This is a genomic window from Sphingopyxis sp. GW821-FHT10B01, from assembly GCF_059415685.1.
Map to the genome: position 1 here is coordinate 732,110 of NZ_JBWKNS010000002.1, position 17,811 is coordinate 749,920.

At 63.6% G+C, this 17,811-nt stretch carries 11 protein-coding genes; 9 read left to right on the forward strand and 2 right to left on the reverse strand.

Features of this window, described 5'->3' with window-relative positions; translation table 11 throughout:
* The first annotated feature begins 23 nt into the window (after positions 1-23).
* From gdhA to AC07NV_RS08055, 5 genes are read left to right on the forward strand one after another with little or no spacing between them, the layout of a single operon-like run.
* Positions 24-1,379 (forward strand): NADP-specific glutamate dehydrogenase, encoded by a 1,356-nt coding sequence (gene gdhA, locus AC07NV_RS08035; RefSeq protein WP_495165796.1) that lies wholly within the window; start codon positions 24-26, stop codon positions 1,377-1,379.
* 52 nt (positions 1,380-1,431) lie between these two features.
* Positions 1,432-2,895: a multiheme c-type cytochrome gene (locus AC07NV_RS08040; protein ID WP_495165797.1), complete on the forward strand. Its 1,464-nt coding sequence runs from the start codon at positions 1,432-1,434 to the stop codon at positions 2,893-2,895.
* Positions 2,896-2,899: 4 nt separating this feature from the next.
* Complete coding sequence (locus tag AC07NV_RS08045) at positions 2,900-4,873, forward strand: heme-binding protein (protein ID WP_495165798.1); 1,974 nt, start codon at positions 2,900-2,902, stop codon at positions 4,871-4,873.
* Positions 4,874-4,876: 3 nt separating this feature from the next.
* A complete protein-coding gene (locus tag AC07NV_RS08050; RefSeq protein ID WP_495166009.1) occupies positions 4,877-6,808 on the forward strand; it encodes a hypothetical protein in 1,932 nt (643 codons plus the stop codon).
* 2 nt (positions 6,809-6,810) lie between these two features.
* Positions 6,811-11,142 carry a hypothetical protein gene (locus AC07NV_RS08055; protein WP_495165799.1) on the forward strand — a complete coding sequence of 1,444 codons (4,332 nt, stop codon included), beginning with the start codon at positions 6,811-6,813 and terminating at the stop codon, positions 11,140-11,142.
* A gap of 460 nt (positions 11,143-11,602) precedes the next feature.
* Here AC07NV_RS08055 and AC07NV_RS08060 read toward each other — a convergent pair whose 3' ends face one another.
* Positions 11,603-13,696 carry a RelA/SpoT family protein gene (locus AC07NV_RS08060; protein ID WP_495166010.1) on the reverse strand — a complete coding sequence of 698 codons (2,094 nt, stop codon included), beginning with the start codon at positions 13,694-13,696 and terminating at the stop codon, positions 11,603-11,605.
* A 127-nt stretch (positions 13,697-13,823) separates the two neighbouring features.
* Between AC07NV_RS08060 and AC07NV_RS08065 the strand changes: the two genes are divergently transcribed.
* Positions 13,824-14,708, forward strand: a complete 885-nt coding sequence (locus AC07NV_RS08065; RefSeq protein ID WP_495165800.1) for a glycosyltransferase family 2 protein — start codon at positions 13,824-13,826, stop codon at positions 14,706-14,708.
* A gap of 112 nt (positions 14,709-14,820) precedes the next feature.
* Here the strand turns inward: AC07NV_RS08065 and AC07NV_RS08070 are convergent, their stop codons facing one another.
* Positions 14,821-15,156: a CC_3452 family protein gene (locus AC07NV_RS08070; protein WP_495165801.1), complete on the reverse strand. Its 336-nt coding sequence runs from the start codon at positions 15,154-15,156 to the stop codon at positions 14,821-14,823.
* 125 nt (positions 15,157-15,281) lie between these two features.
* Here AC07NV_RS08070 and AC07NV_RS08075 point away from each other — a divergent pair, with 125 nt between their 5' ends.
* The 3 genes from AC07NV_RS08075 to AC07NV_RS08085 all read left to right on the forward strand — a co-directional run bounded on the left by AC07NV_RS08075 (position 15,282) and on the right by AC07NV_RS08085 (position 17,792).
* Positions 15,282-15,803 carry a winged helix-turn-helix transcriptional regulator gene (locus AC07NV_RS08075; RefSeq protein WP_495165802.1) on the forward strand — a complete coding sequence of 174 codons (522 nt, stop codon included), beginning with the start codon at positions 15,282-15,284 and terminating at the stop codon, positions 15,801-15,803.
* 61 nt (positions 15,804-15,864) lie between these two features.
* A complete protein-coding gene (locus tag AC07NV_RS08080; RefSeq protein WP_495165803.1) occupies positions 15,865-16,989 on the forward strand; it encodes a sensor histidine kinase in 1,125 nt (374 codons plus the stop codon).
* The gene (locus AC07NV_RS08085) at positions 16,986-17,792 is read left to right on the forward strand and encodes a LytR/AlgR family response regulator transcription factor (protein WP_495165804.1); all 807 of its coding nucleotides are present in this window, start codon (positions 16,986-16,988) and stop codon (positions 17,790-17,792) included. The genes AC07NV_RS08080 and AC07NV_RS08085 overlap by 4 nt, the downstream gene beginning before the upstream one ends.
* Positions 17,793-17,811: the final 19 nt, after the last annotated feature.

The window sequence follows — 17,811 nt, forward strand, 5'->3', positions numbered from 1 at the left end:
CCAGTCATACAGGGGAGGGGTGCATGGCAGTTTCGGATCACGTCGATTTTTCGACGTTCATGGAAGGCGTAAAAAAGCGTAACCCGGGTCAGCCCGAGTTCGTGCAGGCAGTTCAGGAGGTGTCGGAAGACATCTTCGACTTCATCGCCGACAAGGAAGAATATCACGCGCAGCAAATCTTGCGGCGCATCGCCGAACCCGACCGGGTCGTGTCTTTCCGCGTCTGCTGGGAAGACGACAGCGGCAATATTCGCGTCCAGCGCGGCTGGCGCGTCCAGAACAACAACGCCATCGGCCCATACAAGGGCGGTATCCGCTTTCATCCGAGCGTTACCGAAAGCGTGCTCAAATTCCTCGCGTTCGAACAGACGTTCAAAAATGCGCTAACCGGGCTGCCGATGGGCGGCGGCAAGGGCGGGTCGAACTTCAACCCGAAGGGCAAGAGCGTGCGCGAGATCATGCGCTTTTGCCAGAGCTTCATGACCGAACTTTATCGCCACATCGGCGCCGACATCGATGTGCCCGCGGGCGACATCGGGGTGGGTGGCCGCGAAATCGGCTTCATGTTCGGCCAGTACAAGCGGATCACCAACGAGTTTACCGGCGTGCTGACGGGCAAGGGCCTCGAATGGGGCGGCTCGCTGATCCGCACCGAGGCGACGGGCTATGGCGCGGTCTATTTCCTCGCCAACATGCTCGCCGCGAAGGGGCAGGATCTGGTCGGCAAGACCGCGGTCATCTCGGGATCGGGCAATGTCGCGACGCACGCGGCCGAAAAGATCGTCCAGCTCGGCGGCAAGGTGCTGACGCTCTCGGATTCGGGCGGCTTCATCCACGATCCCGACGGCATCACGCAGGAAAAGATCGACTGGGTGAAAACGCACAAGACGCATCGTCGCGGGCGGATCGAGGAATATTGCGACGAGTTCAAGGGCGCGAGCTTCACCGCGGGCAAAACGCCGTGGGGGGTCAAATGCGATGTTGCGCTGCCGTGTGCGACGCAGAACGAGTTGCTCGGCGACGACGCGAAGGCCCTCGTTGCGAACGGCTGTATCGCGGTCAGCGAAGGCGCCAACATGCCGACCAACCTCGAAGGCGTGCATGTCTTCAAGGATGCGAAGATCATGTTTGCGCCCGGCAAGGCGGCCAATGCGGGCGGTGTTGCCGTTTCTGGCCTCGAGATGAGCCAGAACAGCGGACGACGCAGCTGGAGCGAACCCGAGTTGCAGCAGATGCTCAAGGACATCATGGACGGCATCCACAAGAGCTGCCTGACCTATGGTGACCGCGGCGGCGGCTATATCGACTATGTGAAGGGCGCGAACATCGCCGGCTTCAAAAAAGTGGCCGACGCGATGCTGGCATTTGGGGTGGTATAAAGCGCAGCTTCGGGCGTAAAGGCGCCGGGTTGGGGAAAAAGGGGTTCTGCGGATGACGGCGCACGCTGGGAAAGAGCGCGGCGATCGGCCTTTGGCGGCGTTTGCCGCCCATGTTCCGACGCGCGCGGCGTTTGCCGCCCTTGCGTCGATGCTGCTGGCGCTTGTCGTCGCGGCGTTCGTCTTCGCCCCCCCGGCCCGGTCGCAAGGCGAAAGCGGCGCGCGCTATACCGGCGTCGCTTCGTGCGCGGGCTCGACCTGCCACGGCCGGATGGAGGGCGACGGGACCGTCGTCCGCCAGGACGAGCTGATGAAATGGCAGGAACCCTCGACCCCCGGCGGCGCGCACAGCCGCGCCTGGGCGGTGCTCAGCAACAACCGCAGCCAGTTCATCGCCCGCAACCTGGGTATCGGCGACCCCGCCAAGGCGCAGATGTGCATCGGTTGCCACAGCACGGCGGGCACGGCGCGCGCGGTTCCGGCCGAAGACGGCGTCGGCTGCGAATCGTGCCATGGCCCCGCAGGCGGCTGGCTCGCCAGCCATTATGCCGGCGTCGGAACCAACGCCGATCCCGACCGCGAAATGCGCGACAAACATCTCGCGAACCTGTCGGCGGGGCTCAAGAAGCTCGAGGATCCGGTCGTCCGCGCGGGCGTCTGCGTCGATTGCCACTTCGGTTCGGCGGGCGACGGCCAGTTCGTCACCCACCGCATCATGGCCGCCGGCCATCCGCGCATCGCCTTCGAACTCGACCTTTTCTCCTCGCTGCAGGCGCATCATCAGGAAGACGCCGACTATGGCTGGCGCAAATTCGGCGCGGCGAACCGGCGCACCGATCATGTCCAGATGTGGGCAGTCGGGCAGGCGACCGCGATCGAACGCAGCCTCGCCTTGTTCCAGACGCGGCGCGGGACCGAGGGGATGTTCCCCGAATTTTATTTCCTCGATTGCCACAGCTGCCACCGCCGTATTTTCGATCAGGCGAAGCCGGTGAAGACGAGTGTGAACAATGCGGGACGTCAAATCCCCGAAGGAATGCCGCCCTATAATGACGAAAATCTGATCATGCTGGCCGCCGCCGCGCGGCTTGCGGCGCCGGCGCTGGCCGATCAGCTCGCGGCGCGCACCGCGGCGTTCCACAAGGCGATGGCGACCGACCGGCCGAGCGCGGTCGCCGCCGCGGCGCAGCTGTCGCAGACGGTCGCGGCGCTCAAAAGCGCCTTCGCATCGCGCAATTTCTCGGGCGCCGACGCCTTTGCGATGGTCGATGCGATCTCGGCAAAGGCGATCAGCGATCGCTACACCGACTATTCGGGGTCGCAGCAGGCGGTGATGGGGGTCGATACCTTGCTCAACGCGATGGTGTCGTCGGGCCGCGTCACCGTGGGCGCAGCGGCAGGCATCCGCGGCGATATCGACCGCGCCTATGCCGCGGTAAAGGACCCCAACGCCTATAAGCCCACCGAATTCCAGGCTTCGTTCGGCAGCGCCGTGCGCGCGATCGGGGCGCTGCGATAAGATCATGCGAAGCAAGACTCATCTTTTCCGTTCGGCCGCCTTCGCCGCGATGGGCGCCCTGCTGCTCACCTCGTGCGGCGGTGGAGGCGGCGGTGGTACGCCAACCCCGACGCCCACACCCACCCCGACTCCCACGCCGACCCCGACGGGCGGTTTGTATACGCCGCCCGCCGCCGAAGCGCTGACCACGACCGACGTCGAGCGCGTGCTGGCGCAGGCGATTTCCGAGGCGCAGGCGCGCGGGCTGCCGTCGGTGATCGCGGTGACCGACCGCGTTGGCAATGTGCTCGGCGTGTTCCGCATGAACGGCGCGCGCGCGACTGCGACGACCGCGTCTGCGCCGAACGGCGTAAATATCGACGCGCAGAATGTGCCCTTCCCGGCCGAGGGCGGCGCGATCGCGAAGGCGGTGACCGGCGCCTATCTGTCGAGCGGCGGCAACGCCTTTTCGACCCGCACCGCGAGCCAGATCGTCCAGCAGCATTTCCCGCCTGCGCCAACCACGGTGGGTCTTGAAAGCGGCCCGCTGTTCGGGGTGCAGTTCAGCCAGCTGCCCTGCAGCGATCTGTCGGCGCGCTTTGGTGCCCCGGGTGCGGCGGCGCTGATCGGTCCGAAACGCTCGCCGCTCGGCCTCGCCGCCGATCCGGGCGGATTGCCGCTCTACAAAAATGGTGTGCTCGTCGGCGGCATCGGGGTGATGGGTGACGGGGTCTACGGCAGCGATCCCAACATCCTCGACATCGACAACGACCCCGAAGAATTTATCGCGCTCGCGGGCACCCGCGGGTTCGAGGCGCCCAGTACGATCACCGCCGACAGGATCGCCGTCGACGGCACATCCTTGCGCTTCTCCGACGCAACCTTTGCCGGGGTGACGAGCAGCGGCGGGGCGAGCTTCGCGAGCCTCAACGGTGTCGCGGGCAATCTTGTCGCGGTCACCGGCTATGCCAATGCCGCGATCACCGCCGGGATCGCCTATGGCAGCGAAGCGTCGGGCATCCGCGCCTCGACCGCCGCCGAATTCTCGAACCGCGACGCCTTCGTCCTCACCGACGGCAGCGGCGCGAACCGCTATCCGCTGCGCGCCGGCACCGACGGCGCGACGAACAGCGCGCCGCTGACGCAGGCCGAGGCGCGCGCGGTGCTCGAGGAAGCCTTTACCGTGATGAGCCGCGCCCGCGCGCAGATCCGCCGCCCGCTCGACAGCCGTGCGCAGGTCACGATCAGCATCGTCGACACCTACGGATCGGTGCTCGGCATCGTCCGTTCGCCCGACGCGCCGATCTTTGGCACCGACGTCTCGTTGCAAAAGGCACGCACCGCGGCCTTCTTCTCGGGCGCGCAGGCGGGAACTGAACTGAGCGCCAATACGAGCGCCGATATCCGCCAGTTTGTCACTGCGACGCGGACCTTCCTGAACAGCGCCGCGGCCCTCACCGGAAATGTCGCTTATGCCGATCGCGCGATCGGCAACCTTGCGCGGCCCTATTTCCCCGACGGCGAGGTCGGCCGCCCGCAGGGGCCGCTGTCGCGTCCGATCGCGCAGTTCAACCCTTTCTCGACCGGGCTGCAATCGGCGCTGATCATCGGCAATCTCGGCCAGCACATCGGTTTCTTGCAGAGTGCAAACCCCGATACGCCCGCGCGCTGCACAACGCTGCCCGATGTCATGCCGGGGCAGAACCGGCTGCAGAATGGTATCCAGATTTTCCCCGGCTCGGTCCCCATCTATCGCGGCAATCAGCTGGTCGGCGCGATCGGCGTGTCGGGCGACGGCATCGATCAGGACGATATGATCAGCTTTCTCGGGCTCCATAATGGCGGCGCGCGCGTCGGCGGTATCGGCAATGCGCCCAAGGCGATCCGCTCGGACAATGTCGTCGTCAACGTCGGCGCCGGGGTTCGCCTGCGTTATATCAGCTGTCCCTTCGCCCCGTTCCTCGACACGGTGAACCAGAATGTCTGCGACGGGCTATAGATGATGATGGCGGGGGGCAGTCTTTGGCCGATCATCGCAACGCTCGCGGCGCAGGGCGCGCCGGGAGCCGATGTCACGCCGCCGCCGTCCGCGCCCGAGGGGCCGCCGGTTGCGGGCGAAACCGCGCCTGCGCCGCAGCCCGCCGAAGAGCTGATTCCGCCGCCACCGCCGGTCGACTGGCAGGAGATGGTCAAGGACGATCTCGTCACCGGGATCATCGAGGGCCGCCGCCGCCCGGGTTATACGCCCGACCTGCCCGACCAGTTGACGCAGGACAATGTCGGCGCGCTGCGCCCGCCGCCGCCGCAGGCGTTTCCGGGGATGGAGGACCAATTGCCGGTCCCCGACCGCTGGCGCCTCATCGAGACATTGGGCGTGGTCAAGGAACGCTGGTTCGACCCCTATCACCAGAACACCTATAAAGGCGACCGCGCGATCGATCGCAGCAAAGTCAAATGGCTGCCGATCAAAGGCGACGACTGGTTTATCGTGGCCAATGCGGTCTCCGATACGGTGTTCGAACCGCGCACCTTTCCGATCCCGGTCGGCGTGCAGACGACCGAGCGGCCGGGCAGCCTCGACGTGTTCGGCAAGGACCGCAGCTTCGTCTTTGCGCAAACCTTCATCGCCGGTGCTGCGCTGATCAAGGGATCGACCGCGTTCAAGCCGCCCGACATCGAATATCGCGTCACCCTCGCCTATCAGGCCAATTATGTCGACGTGCCCGAACGGCGCGTGCTCGACGTGCGCCCGTCGAAGGCGAGCCATCGTTATGACTCGTTCCTCGGCGTACAGGAGCTGTTCGTCGACAAGCATCTCGGCAACACGTCCGACCGGTTCGATTTTTATTCGATCCGCCTCGGCATCCAGCCGTTCCAGAGCGACTTCCGCGGCTTTCTGTTCAACGACAGCCAGCTCGGCATCCGCCTGTTCGGCAATCGCGACAACAACCGCTTCCAATATAATCTCGCGGCCTTCTGGCGGCTTGAGAAGGACACCAACAGCGGCCTCAACGACATCACCCAGACCCCGCGCAGCGACTTCGTGTTCACCGGCAATCTCTATCGCCAGGATTTCCCGTTCGTCGGGCTGACCAGCCAGGTCAGCGTGACCTATAATATGAACCGCGAAAAGAACGACGTGCAGATCGACCACAACGGCTTTCCGGTGCGGCCGGCGCTGCTCGGCGACCTGCGCGGGCGCGAATATGATGTCGTCTATCTGGGCTACAGCGCCGACGGACGGATCGGCCGGATCAATGTCACCGCAAGCTTTTACGCGGCGCTCGGCGAGGACCGGAACAGCTTTTTCACCAGCAAGCCCGCCGAAATCCGCGCCGGTTTCGGCGCGGTCGAGCTCAGTTACGACCATGACTGGATGCGGTTCCGCCTGTCGGGGCTCTATGCGACCGGCGATGGCGATCCGTATAACAACACCGAGGGCGGCTACGACGCGATCTTCGAAAACCCGATCTTCGGCGGCGCCGACACCAGCTACTGGATCCGCCAGACGATCCCCTTCGCGGGCGGCGGACGCGTCATCGCGATCAGCGGGCGCAACGGCATATTGAATTCGCTGCGCTCGTCGAAGGAAGAGGGGCAGTCGAACTTCAACAACCCGGGCACGGTGTTTATCGGCGCGGGCGCCGATTTCGACCTGACCCCCGAATTTCGCGTCAGCACCAATTTCAACCATCTGTGGTTCGAAAACACATCGTCGCTGCAGGCACTGCGCACCGAAGGGTCGATCCCCAAAGATATCGGCTATGATCTCTCGGTCGCGACGATCTGGCGGCCGAAAGCGACGCAGAATATCGTCGGGCGGCTCAGCGGTGCGGTGCTGCTGCCGGGCAAGGGGTTCAAGGATCTGTTCGATAACAAGCAGAAGAACGACGCCTACCTCTCCGTCCTCGCCAATGTGATCGTGAGTTTCTGACGATGTTCCGCAAGCTTTTCGCTTTTCTGGCCTTTCTGCTGATGACGCTGGCGTTCGGCGCCAATGCCGTCCGCGCGTCCGAAGAGGAAAAGCCGCTCAAGATCGAATATCGCTTCACCCCGCCCGCGCCGCGCGAGCAGAGCGAGGCCGATGTCAGCGCGAAATCGGAAGGCTGCTACAGCTGCCACACGCGCACCGACCAGCCGTCGATGCACGCGACCCCGGCGGTGCGGCTCGGCTGCACCGACTGCCATGGCGGCGATGCGAGCCAACGCGGCACCCCCAGTCTCGGCTATCAGCATCCAACGAACAAGGCGGTGATGGCGCTCGCGCATCCGCAGCCGACCTTGCCCGGCGCATGGCACGACAGTTCGGCGAACCCGCAGCGCAGCTATACGCTGCTCAACAAGGAATCGCCCGAATTCATCCGGTTCGTGAACCCCAGCGACTATCGCGTCGCGCGCGAGGCATGCGGATCGTGCCATCTCGAGGTGATCGAGGCGACCGAGCGGTCGATGATGTCGACCGGCGCGATGCTGTGGGGCGGCGCGGCGTATAACAATGGTATCGTTCCCTATAAAAATTACGTGTTCGGTGAGGCTTACACGCGCAAAGGCGAACCCGCGTGCATCCTGTCGCCCTCGTCGCGGCTGACCGCCGAGGAATATAAGGAAGCGTGCAAGCCGGGCTTCGGCTTCGACAAGATCCTGACCGATGACGAGAAAAAGCGTGGGGCACTTGCGAAAATGTATCCGCTGCCGCGCTGGAGCGTGATCCCGCCGGGCGACGTCTTCCGCGTGTTCGAACGCGGCGGACGCAACATCAACACGCAATTCCCCGAAATCGGCCTGCCGAACCCGACTGGCAGCATCCAGCGGCTCGAGGAGCCGGGGCGCCCCGACCTCAAACAGTCGAACCGCGGCCCCGGCACGGGGCTGCGCGTGTCGATCCCGGTACTCAACATCCACAAGACGCGCCTGAACGACCCGCTGTCGTGGTTCATGGGCACCAACGACCAGCCCGGCGACTATCGCCATTCGGGCTGCTCGGGCTGCCACGTCATCTATGCCAACGACCGCGAACCGCGGCACAGCCTGACTTATGCCAAGTTCGGCCGCGACGGCGAGACCGACACGGTCGATCCGACGATCCGCGAAAAGCTGCGCGCGCCCGAAAGCGGCGACGGGCATGGGGCTGAGAAAAAGCCCGGCGGTGGCGGTCATGCCGAACCGGCCCATATGGCGCCGAACGACGAGCCGGGTGCCGGTGGACATGGCGCGCTGATCGATCCGGCGGCGGGCGCGGCCGGTCCGCAGCAGCAACCGCCCCGGCCGCGCCGCGAATCGGGGCATCCGATCAGCCATGCGTTCACCCGCGCGATCCCGACGTCGCAGTGCATGTCATGCCACATGCACCAGCCGAACATCTTCCTGAACTCGTACCTCGGCTACACGATGTGGGACTATGAATCCGACGCGCCGCAGATGTGGCCGGGCCCCGACAACAGCGCGCCGCGCCCACCGGGGATGAGCGACGCGGACTATCAGAAAAAATACAAGCAACAGCGCTATCCGACCGCCGCCGAGGTGCATCAGGTGCTCGAACGCAATCCGGAAGCTGCGGCAACGCGCGGGCTGTGGGCCGACGTCGAATTCCTGCGCGACGTCTATGACGTCAACGACAGCAACAAGGACACGCAGTTCGCCGACTATCACGGCCATGGCTGGAACTTCCGCGGCATCTTCAAGCGCGACCGCAACGGCAACCTGCTGACCGCCGACGGCAATATGGCGACCTACGGCACCGACGCTGCGAACATCATCGATCCGAAGGATCCCGAGAAATGGCGCAAGAGCTGCAGCCATTATAGCGACCCCAAAGAGCGCGATCTGTGTCTTTCGAGCGCCGATCCGGGCAAGCCCGGCGTCGAGGGCAAGTTCGTGCCGCCCGGGATCAACCCCGGCAAGGCGGTCCATATGATGGACATCCATGCCGAAAAGGGCATGCAATGCGCCGATTGTCACTTCGCGCAGGACAGCCATGGCAATGGCTATATCCAAGGCGAGGTCGCGAATGCGGTCGAGATCAGCTGCAAGGATTGCCACGGCACCGCCGACGCCTTCCCGAATCTCTTGACCTCGAACGTCGCGGCGCGGCCGCAGGGCAATAATCTCGCGCTGCTCCGCAATCCCGACGGCCGCCGCCGCTTCGAATTTCAGTATAATGACGATGCCGAAGTGATCGGTCTGATCCAGCGCTCGATCGTCGATCCGAAGCTCGAATGGCAGGTCAGCCTGGTCAAACAGGCGGTGACCCCCGGGCCGCATTTCAATGCCAAGGCTGCACGCGCGAAATTGATGGCGCGCGCGGGATCGGAGGACGGCAAGTTCGAATGGGGGCCGGGGGTCGCGAAGGAAGATCGCGCGCACGGCGAGGACAAGATGACCTGCTTCACCTGTCACCTGTCGTGGACGACGAGTTGCGGCGGTTGCCATTTGCCGATCGAGGCGAATTGGAAGACCAAGATGCACCATTTCGAGGGGGAGGAGACGCGCAACTTCGCGACCTACAACCCGCAGGTGGCGCGCGACGAAATGTTCCAGCTCGGCCGTCATCAGCTGACCAAGCCCGGCGAGCCCGGCCCGAACGGCGAGGTGCGCGGGATCATTACCCCGGTGCGTTCGACTTCGGCGCTGGTCCTGTCATCGACGAACATCAACCGCGAACGCATCTATGTGCAGCAGCCGCCGATCTCGTCGGCGGGCTATTCGAGCCAGGCGTTCGCGCCGCATTTCCCGCACACGGTGCGCCGTTCCGAAACCAAGCAGTGCAGCGACTGCCACTTGTCGGCGGCCGACGACAATAATGCGATCATGGCGCAGCTCAATTTGCTTGGCACCAATTTCGTCAATTTCGTCGGGCTCAACGTCTGGTCGGGACTCGATAGCGGCTTTCAGGCGACGCGCGTCACCGAATGGGACGAACCGCAGGCGGTGATCGGCAGCTATCTCCAGAAATATGCCTATCCCGACTATTGGAAACTGCACGTCGAACAGAATGGGCGCGAGCTCAAGAATTGGGTGCGCGGCAAGACCTTCGATAAAAAGGGCTCGGGCGAAACGCACGCGCTCGAAGAGTTCGCCAATATCGTCCAGGGCACAAGCGGCCGGGTGAATTGTCTGCAGCAGCGCGGCGAATATATGTTCGTCGCGGAAGGCAGGGGCGGGTTCCGCGTCTATGACATTGCCTCGGTCGGCAACAAGGGCTTCTCCGACCGCATCGTTCGCGCGCCCTTCTCGCCGCTCGGCCAGGACACGCAGGTGAAGACGAAGAATGCGACCTGCATGGCGATCGCGACGACCCAGCCGATCAGCGTGTCGCGCAACGAGAATATCGTGAAGAATTTCCCCGAAAACCACGAACAGGTGATGCACGATATCTATCGCTATGCCGTGATCACCGACAGCGTCGAAGGCCTCGTTCTGGTCGACATCGACACGCTGGCCGACGCCGAGTTCCGCAACAACAAGCTGAAACGCGCGCTGACCTGGAACGAGGGCAATATACTGGCGGGCGCGCGGCATGTGACGCTCGCGGGCAGCATGGCCTATATCACCACCGACGCCGGGCTGGTCGTGCTCGATCTGTCGACACCGCTCCAGCCCAAGGTCACCGCGCAGCTGCCGCTGACCGATGCCCGCGCGAGCGCGGTGCAGTTCCGCTACCTCTGGGTCACCGATGCCGAGGGCGTGAAGCTGTTCGACGTCACCAATCTGGCACAGCCGGTCGCGGTGCCTGCGGGTACGGTGAGGCTTGCCAACGCGCGGAAAATCTATCTGGCGCGGACCTATATGTATGTTGCGGCGAAGCAGGATGGCCTCGTCATCGTCGATGTGACGCGTCCCGCTGCGCCGGTCGTCTGGCCGGGGCTGACCTTCGGCGGCGCGTTGACCGATGCCGAGGATGTGATCGTCGCGTCGACCAACGCCTCGCTCTTCGGCTATGTCGCCGACGGACGGAACGGCATCAAGGTGCTCCAGCTGACCAGCCCCGACAATCCGGGCCTTTACGGCTTCTCGCCGAAGCCGACCCCAGAGCTGATCGCCTGGGCGAAGACGCCGTCGCCGGCGCTTGCGCTGTCGAAGGGGCTCGACCGCGACCGTGCGGTCGACGAGACGGGCGGGCAGATGGCGGTGTTCGGCCGCCTGGGATCGCGTCCCTTTACGCGGCCCGAGATGGAGAAGCTGTTCCTCAACAGCCGCGGGCTGGTTTACAAGGTCAGCGACGATGTCGACCAGAATGCCTGGCGGCCGCCTTTGCTCTATACGAACTAGCGCCCGAGCGGCCAACGACCGTTAGTTGCTCTCACCCCAAATCCGACACCTTCAAAAAAGGCCTTTCCTACAATATCCGGCTATGCCAGCCTTCATCCCGGCTCTTTCATCTGGTGGACAAAAGCGGATGCTGGCCGGTTTGCGCAAGCGGTCACGGTCTGGCGCTTCTAGCATCCCGCAGGGTGCAAATCGGGTGACGCACAAGGCTGAACTTTCCTGAACTTTGGAATTGTACGCCGTCCTTGCGCCGACCGGACACTGGATCCGACGCGGGGCGACGAAAGGGGAGAGGCCAGTTCACCGGCAGGAAACGACCGGAAGCCGCCCGATCAATCTTCGTCGTCACCCCGGACTGGATCCGGGGCCATGACTTCAACGCTGCGGTGGATCCCGGATCACGTCCGGGATGACGAAAATGGGAGATGGCAGCTTTCCTCCCCAAACGGACTCCGCCGCCTCTTTACTGCCGCTCGGCCTGCACCACCGTGTCCGACGCGCGGAGCGCCGAGAGGATACGCATCACATGCTGGACGTCGCGCACTTCGACGACGACGTCATAAGTGTGGAATCCGCCCTCGCGGTTCGACAGCCGCAAATTGGTGATGTTCGCCGAATTGGCTGCGAGAATGCCCGACATTTCGGCGAGCGTACCCGGCTCGTTCAGGATGACAATACACAGCCGCGCATTGCCGCCCTCGCTGTCTTCCTGCCAGCGCAGGTCGATCCAGTCCGCGTCGATGCCGTCGGCAAGCTTCGGACAGTCGATGACGTGCACTTCGATCCCCTCGCCGGGGCGCGACAGGCCGACGATGCGGTCGCCGGGAACGGGGTGGCAGCAGTCGGCGAGCTGATAGGCGACGCCGGGGGTCAGTCCGGCGATGGAAACGGCAGCGCCCTGCACGAGCTTGCCGGGCTTGCTCTTCATTTCTGCGGTGATGCCGGGGACGAGCGCCTCGAGCACGGCGTTGTCGGTTAGCCGCTGCTTCGCGATCGCGACATAGAGGGCGCTGTCGTCCTCAAGCTTGAGCCGCGTCAGCGCCGCGGCGCGCGCCTTGTCGCCAACCTTGTTAGGCAGGCGAAGGGCGATCTCGTCGTACATCTTGCGACCGAGCGCTGCGAGTTCGACCTTTTCCTTCGAGCGGACGTGGCGGCGGATCGCGGCGCGTGCCTTGCCGGTGACCGCAAAGCCCAGCCATGCGGGTTGCGGCGTCTGCTTGTCCGACGACAAAACCTCGACGGTGTCGCCGTTCGAAAGCTGGGTGCGCAGCGGAACCAGCCGGCCGTTGACCTTGGCGCCGACGGTGCGGTCGCCCAGTCCGGTGTGAACGGCATAGGCGAAATCGACCGGCGTCGCCCCCTTTGGCAACTGGTGGAGGCTGCCCTTCGGCGTGAAGGCGAAGATGCGATCCTGATACATCGCGATCCGCGTGTTTTCGAGGAATTCTTCGGGATCGTGCGTCTGTTCGAGGATTTCGATCAGGTCGCGGATCCACCCGGCCTGTCCGTCGGGGACGGTGCCGCCCTGCTTGTACGCCCAGTGCGCTGCGAAGCCGAATTCGGACTGCTGGTGCATGCCGAGACTGCGGATCTGGATTTCGATGCGCATATTCTGCTGGTGCATGATTGTCGTGTGCAGCGACTTGTAGCCGTTGCGCTTCGGGGTCGAGATATAATCCTTGAACCGGCCGGGGACCATTTTCCACTTCCGGTGGAGAAGCCCCAAGGCCGCATAGCAATCGGCATCGGTCGGGGTGACGATGCGAAAGGCGATGATGTCGGTCACCTGCTCGAAGCTGACGTGACGCTCCTGCATCTTGCGCCAGATCGAATAGGGATGCTTTTCGCGCCCGGACACGTCGGCTTCGATGCCGTTTTTCGCGAGCAGTTCCTTGAACTCGCGGCTGATCGCGGCGACCTTGTCCTTGCCGCCCGCGGTCAGTTTCGCGAGGCGCCCGGTGATTGTCGCATAGGCCTCGGGCTCCAGCTCGCTGAAGGCGAGCAGCTGCATCTCGCGCATATACTCATACATGCCGATCCGCTCGGCGAGCGGGGCATAGATATCCATCGTCTCCTTGGCGATACGCCGCCGCTTTTCGGGGCTCTGGATGAAATGCAGCGTTCGCATATTGTGCAGCCGGTCGGCAAGCTTGACCAGCAGCACTCGAATATCGTCCGACATGGCGAGCAGGAATTTGCGAAGATTCTCGGCGGCGCGCTCATTTTCGGTCTGCGCTTCGATCTTCGACAGCTTGGTAACGCCATCGACGAGCCGGCCGACGTCGGCGCCGAACAGCCGTTCGATTTCCTCGGGTGTGGTCAGCGTATCTTCGAGTGTGTCGTGGAGCAGCGCGGTGACGATCGTCTCGCAGTCGAGATGCAGATCGGTCAAAATGCCCGCCACCTCGACCGGATGGCTGAAATAGGGGTCGCCGGACGCGCGTTTCTGGCTGCCGTGCTTCTGGACGGTAAAGACATAGGCGCGGTTCAGCAGCGCCTCGTCGACGTCGGGATCATATGCGCGCACGCGCTCTACAAGTTCATATTGCCTCAGCATCATGCTCAATGTCGCCCTTGGCGCATATATTGCAATGCGAAATTTGCTTGCGTGAAATCGCCAGAGGTTAGCAACTTTGGTAAAGGCGATTGGAAGCATCGGTCGCCGCGGGTAGGACCGGCCCCCGATGGGGACCGATACTCTCGATTCGACGGCGCCACCGCGGGTGTCGATGGTGATGCCCGTGCACAACGGCGCGCGCTGGCTTGCTGCGGCCATAGACTCGGTTTTGGCTCAGAATTTCCACGATTTCGAACTGATCCTCGTCAACGATGCGTCGTGTGACGCATCGCCCGCGATCATGGCGGAGGCCGCCCGGCGCGATTCGCGCGTGCGGGTGCTGCGGCTCGATACCAATGTCGGCTTGCCCGCGGCGCTCAATCGCGGCTTTGCGGCTGCGCGCGGCGATCTGCACAGCTGGACCTCCGACGACAATCTGCTCCGGCCTGAAATGCTGAGCCGTCTTGTGGCGACGCTTGACGCGCACACCGAGGCCGATGTCGTCTACGCCGATTTCACGCTGATCGACGAAGCGGGGGGCGAACTCGGACGCTCGCGTGTGGGGCCGATCGACCGGCTGCTCTATGGCAATAATGTCGGCGCCTGCTTCCTGTATCGGGCGCGGGTGACCGAGGCGCTTGGCGGCTATGACATCCGGTTGTTCGGGGTCGAGGACTATGATTTCTGGTTGCGTGCGGCGCAGCGCTTCACGTTCGTCGCGCTGCATGAGGATCTGTATATCTATCGCAAGCATGGCGGCAGCCTGACCAGCCAGCGTGCCGCGCAAATTCAGGCCCTGACTGCGCAAATCGTCGAACGCGCTTTACCCGACGTGCTGCCCCAGCGTAGCCGGAGCGAAATCCTGCTCGGGCTTGCACTTCGCAGCAGTCGCCGCTGGCGGCTTGACCTCGTGCGCCGTGCCTTTCGCGCCGATCCGCGTTATGTCGCCGCGCAATTGCCGGCGCTGGCGCGCTGGTCGTTCGTTATCGCCCGCAATCGCCTCACTGCCTGATCCGCAAAAACTCGGGGCAGCAAAAAGGCCGCCGCACCTCCGGAGAGGTGCGGCGGCCTTTTTGCGATTGGCGAGCACGGGCGGGGGAGGTTGAACCGTCCCGCGCGCCGGGTCACTTCGCGGCGTTGCAGCGCGCCAGCTCATCGGCGTCGAGCGCTTTGTCCTTGGCGACGAAACTTGCCACCGGGCCGGCCGCCTTGGCGAGTGCCGAGCACATGATCAGCGGGCGGCTCGTCCCCTGGCTCGCAATGCAGCTGGCACCCTTGCAGGCCCACACGACATCGCGTGCGACAAAGCGCGCCTCGGGCGCCGGACTGGCGAGTTCGGCGCGGTAATAGGTGCCGCCTGCTGCTGTCGCTGCAGACGACCAGAGTGTCAGGCCGCCGAGCGCCACGGCGCCTGCGATCGAGATCAAATGGGTGCGGGGAGAAAGCTTGAATTCGGGCATGTGGAGCTCCTGTTTTTGCGCAACCGAAAGGTTGCGAAACGCTCCCTAGCCTTTGAGTTGCAAATTGCAACGCAGGCTCTATATTTTTTTGGCGCACGGGGTGATTTTACGTTAGGGCATTGGTTATGGGAAAATTACGCGAACTGCTAAGCGACATGGATGGGGGCAATTGCGCGCTGCCTCTGGCGCTGGAAGCGATGGGCGAGCGATGGTCGTTCATGATCCTTCGCGCGGCCTTCAACGGCGTCCACCATTTCGAGGAGTTTCAGCAGGAACTGAACATCGCGCGCAATATCCTCTCGAACCGGCTGTCGCGGCTGGTCGACCATGGTATCATGGCGCGGGAAGTGATGGCCGAAGACCGGCGAAAGGTTCAGTATCAGCTGACCGAAAAGGGCATCGAACTGCTCCCCGCGATGATTGCCCTGCGCCAATGGGGCGAAAAATGGGGGGCGGGCGTGCCTTCTACCCCGGTGCTGGTCGATGCGCGCGACGAACAGCCGATCGGCCCTGTCACGCTGACCGCGCACGATGGCCGGGTGATCGGGTACAAGGAATTGCTGTGGAAGCACCGGGCGGAACTGCAGCCGCTGGGCCAGGCGCGCGTGCGCGCCGACGGCGCGCTGGCGCCGGTCCCGGCCGAATGATCGCGCACGCCGGTTTCCGCCTGCGCGTGCGCGGCTGCCGACCTTAATTGCACGGACTCTCATGCCGCTGTTTCGACTGACTTCGCCGGGCCCGTTTTTCGATAACAAGGTCCGGGCCTTCTGGAATCTGCAGATCTTGGGCTGGGCCGCATGGCTCGGCCTGCGCGGGGTGTCGGGGCTTGCCAACGGCCAGCCGTTCACTTTCCTCGTGCCGCAGACGATTTCCGCGATCACCGGCTTTTCGCTCTCGCTGATCCTTTCGGTCTGTTACCGGGCCTTGATCAGCCGCCGCCCGCTGTTGATGTGGGGCGTCAGTTTTGGCCTTTCGGGTATCGCGACCGCGCTTTGGGCCTTTATCGACGCGTGGGTCGCGCAGATCCAGAATCCGGCGAGCGAGGCGGGCTTCACCAGCCTGCTGCTCGGCGCAATGTATATCGACGCGACCTCGCTCGCGGCTTGGTCGGCGCTCTATTTCGCAATCAACTATTTCCTTCAGCTCGAGGAACAGAATGATCGCGTCCTCCGGCTCGAGGCGCAGGCCGCGTCGGCGCAACTCGCGATGCTGCGTTATCAGCTCAACCCGCATTTCCTGTTCAATACCTTGAACAGCATTTCGACGCTTGTGCTGCTGAAACAGACAGAACCGGCGAACGCGATGCTATCGCGCCTGTCAGCATTCCTGCGCTATACGCTCGCGAACGAGCCGACCGCGCAAGTGACGCTGGCGCAGGAGATCGAGACGCTGAAACTCTATCTCGATATCGAAAAAATGCGCTTCGAGGAGCGGCTGCGGCCGCATTTCGCGATCGATCCAGCTGTCTCGCGTGCCCGATTGCCCTCGCTTTTGCTTCAGCCCTTGATCGAAAACGCGATCAAATATGCGGTGACGCCGCAGGAAGACGGCGCCGATATCACGCTTTCCGCACAGTTGGCCGGTCAAAATGTCCGGATCACCGTGTCCGACACCGGCGCGGGATTGTCAGCCGACGGCATGGACCCCACCACTGGCTTTGCAACGGAATCGACCGGTGTGGGTTTAGCCAATATCAGGGACCGGTTGGCGCAGGCTTTTGGCGACCAGCACCGGTTCGATGTCCAGATGGGCGCTGAGGGCGGGTTCACGGTGGTAATCGAGTTTCCGTTCCAGCCCGACGGGCAAATGACGATTGGAACCGAGAGAACATGACGATCAGAACCATCCTGGTGGATGATGAAAAACTGGCCACCCAAGGCCTGCAACTGCGGCTCGAACCGCATACGGACGTCGAAATCGTCGACACCGCGCAAAATGGCCGCGAGGCGATACGCAAGATCAAGACCCACAAACCCGACCTTGTTTTCCTCGACATCCAGATGCCGGGGTTCGACGGCTTTTCGGTGATCCAGGGGCTGATGGAGGTTGAACCGCCGCTCGTCGTCTTCGTTACTGCTTATTCGGACCATGCCATCCGGGCGTTCGAAGCGCAGGCAGTCGATTATCTTGTGAAGCCGGTCGAGCCCGAGCGGCTTGCCGATGCGCTTGACCGCGTCCGCCAGCGGCTCGCCGAAAAGCGCGGCGTCGCCGAAGTCGAACGCTTGAAGACTGTGCTCGCGGAAGTCGCCCCCGATGCGGTCGACGACTATGATGCCGAAACCCAGCCCGACGCGCATGCCGCCGACCGCTATGAAAAGATGATCAACATCAAGGATCGCGGCCAGATCTTCCGCGTCGACGTCGAAAGCATCGAACGCATCGACGCCGCGGGTGATTATATGTGCATCTATACCGCCGACAACAGCCTGATCCTGCGCGAGACGATGAAGGATCTGGAAAAGCGGCTCGACCCGCGCAATTTCCAGCGCGTCCACCGCTCGACGATCGTCAACCTGTCGCAGGTCAAGCAGGTCAAGCCGCACACCAACGGCGAATGTTTCCTTGTGCTCGGATCGGGCGCGCAGGTAAAGGTCAGCCGAAGTTATCGCGACGTCGTCGCGCGCTTCGTGCACTGATTTGATCAAGGCGCCGGCA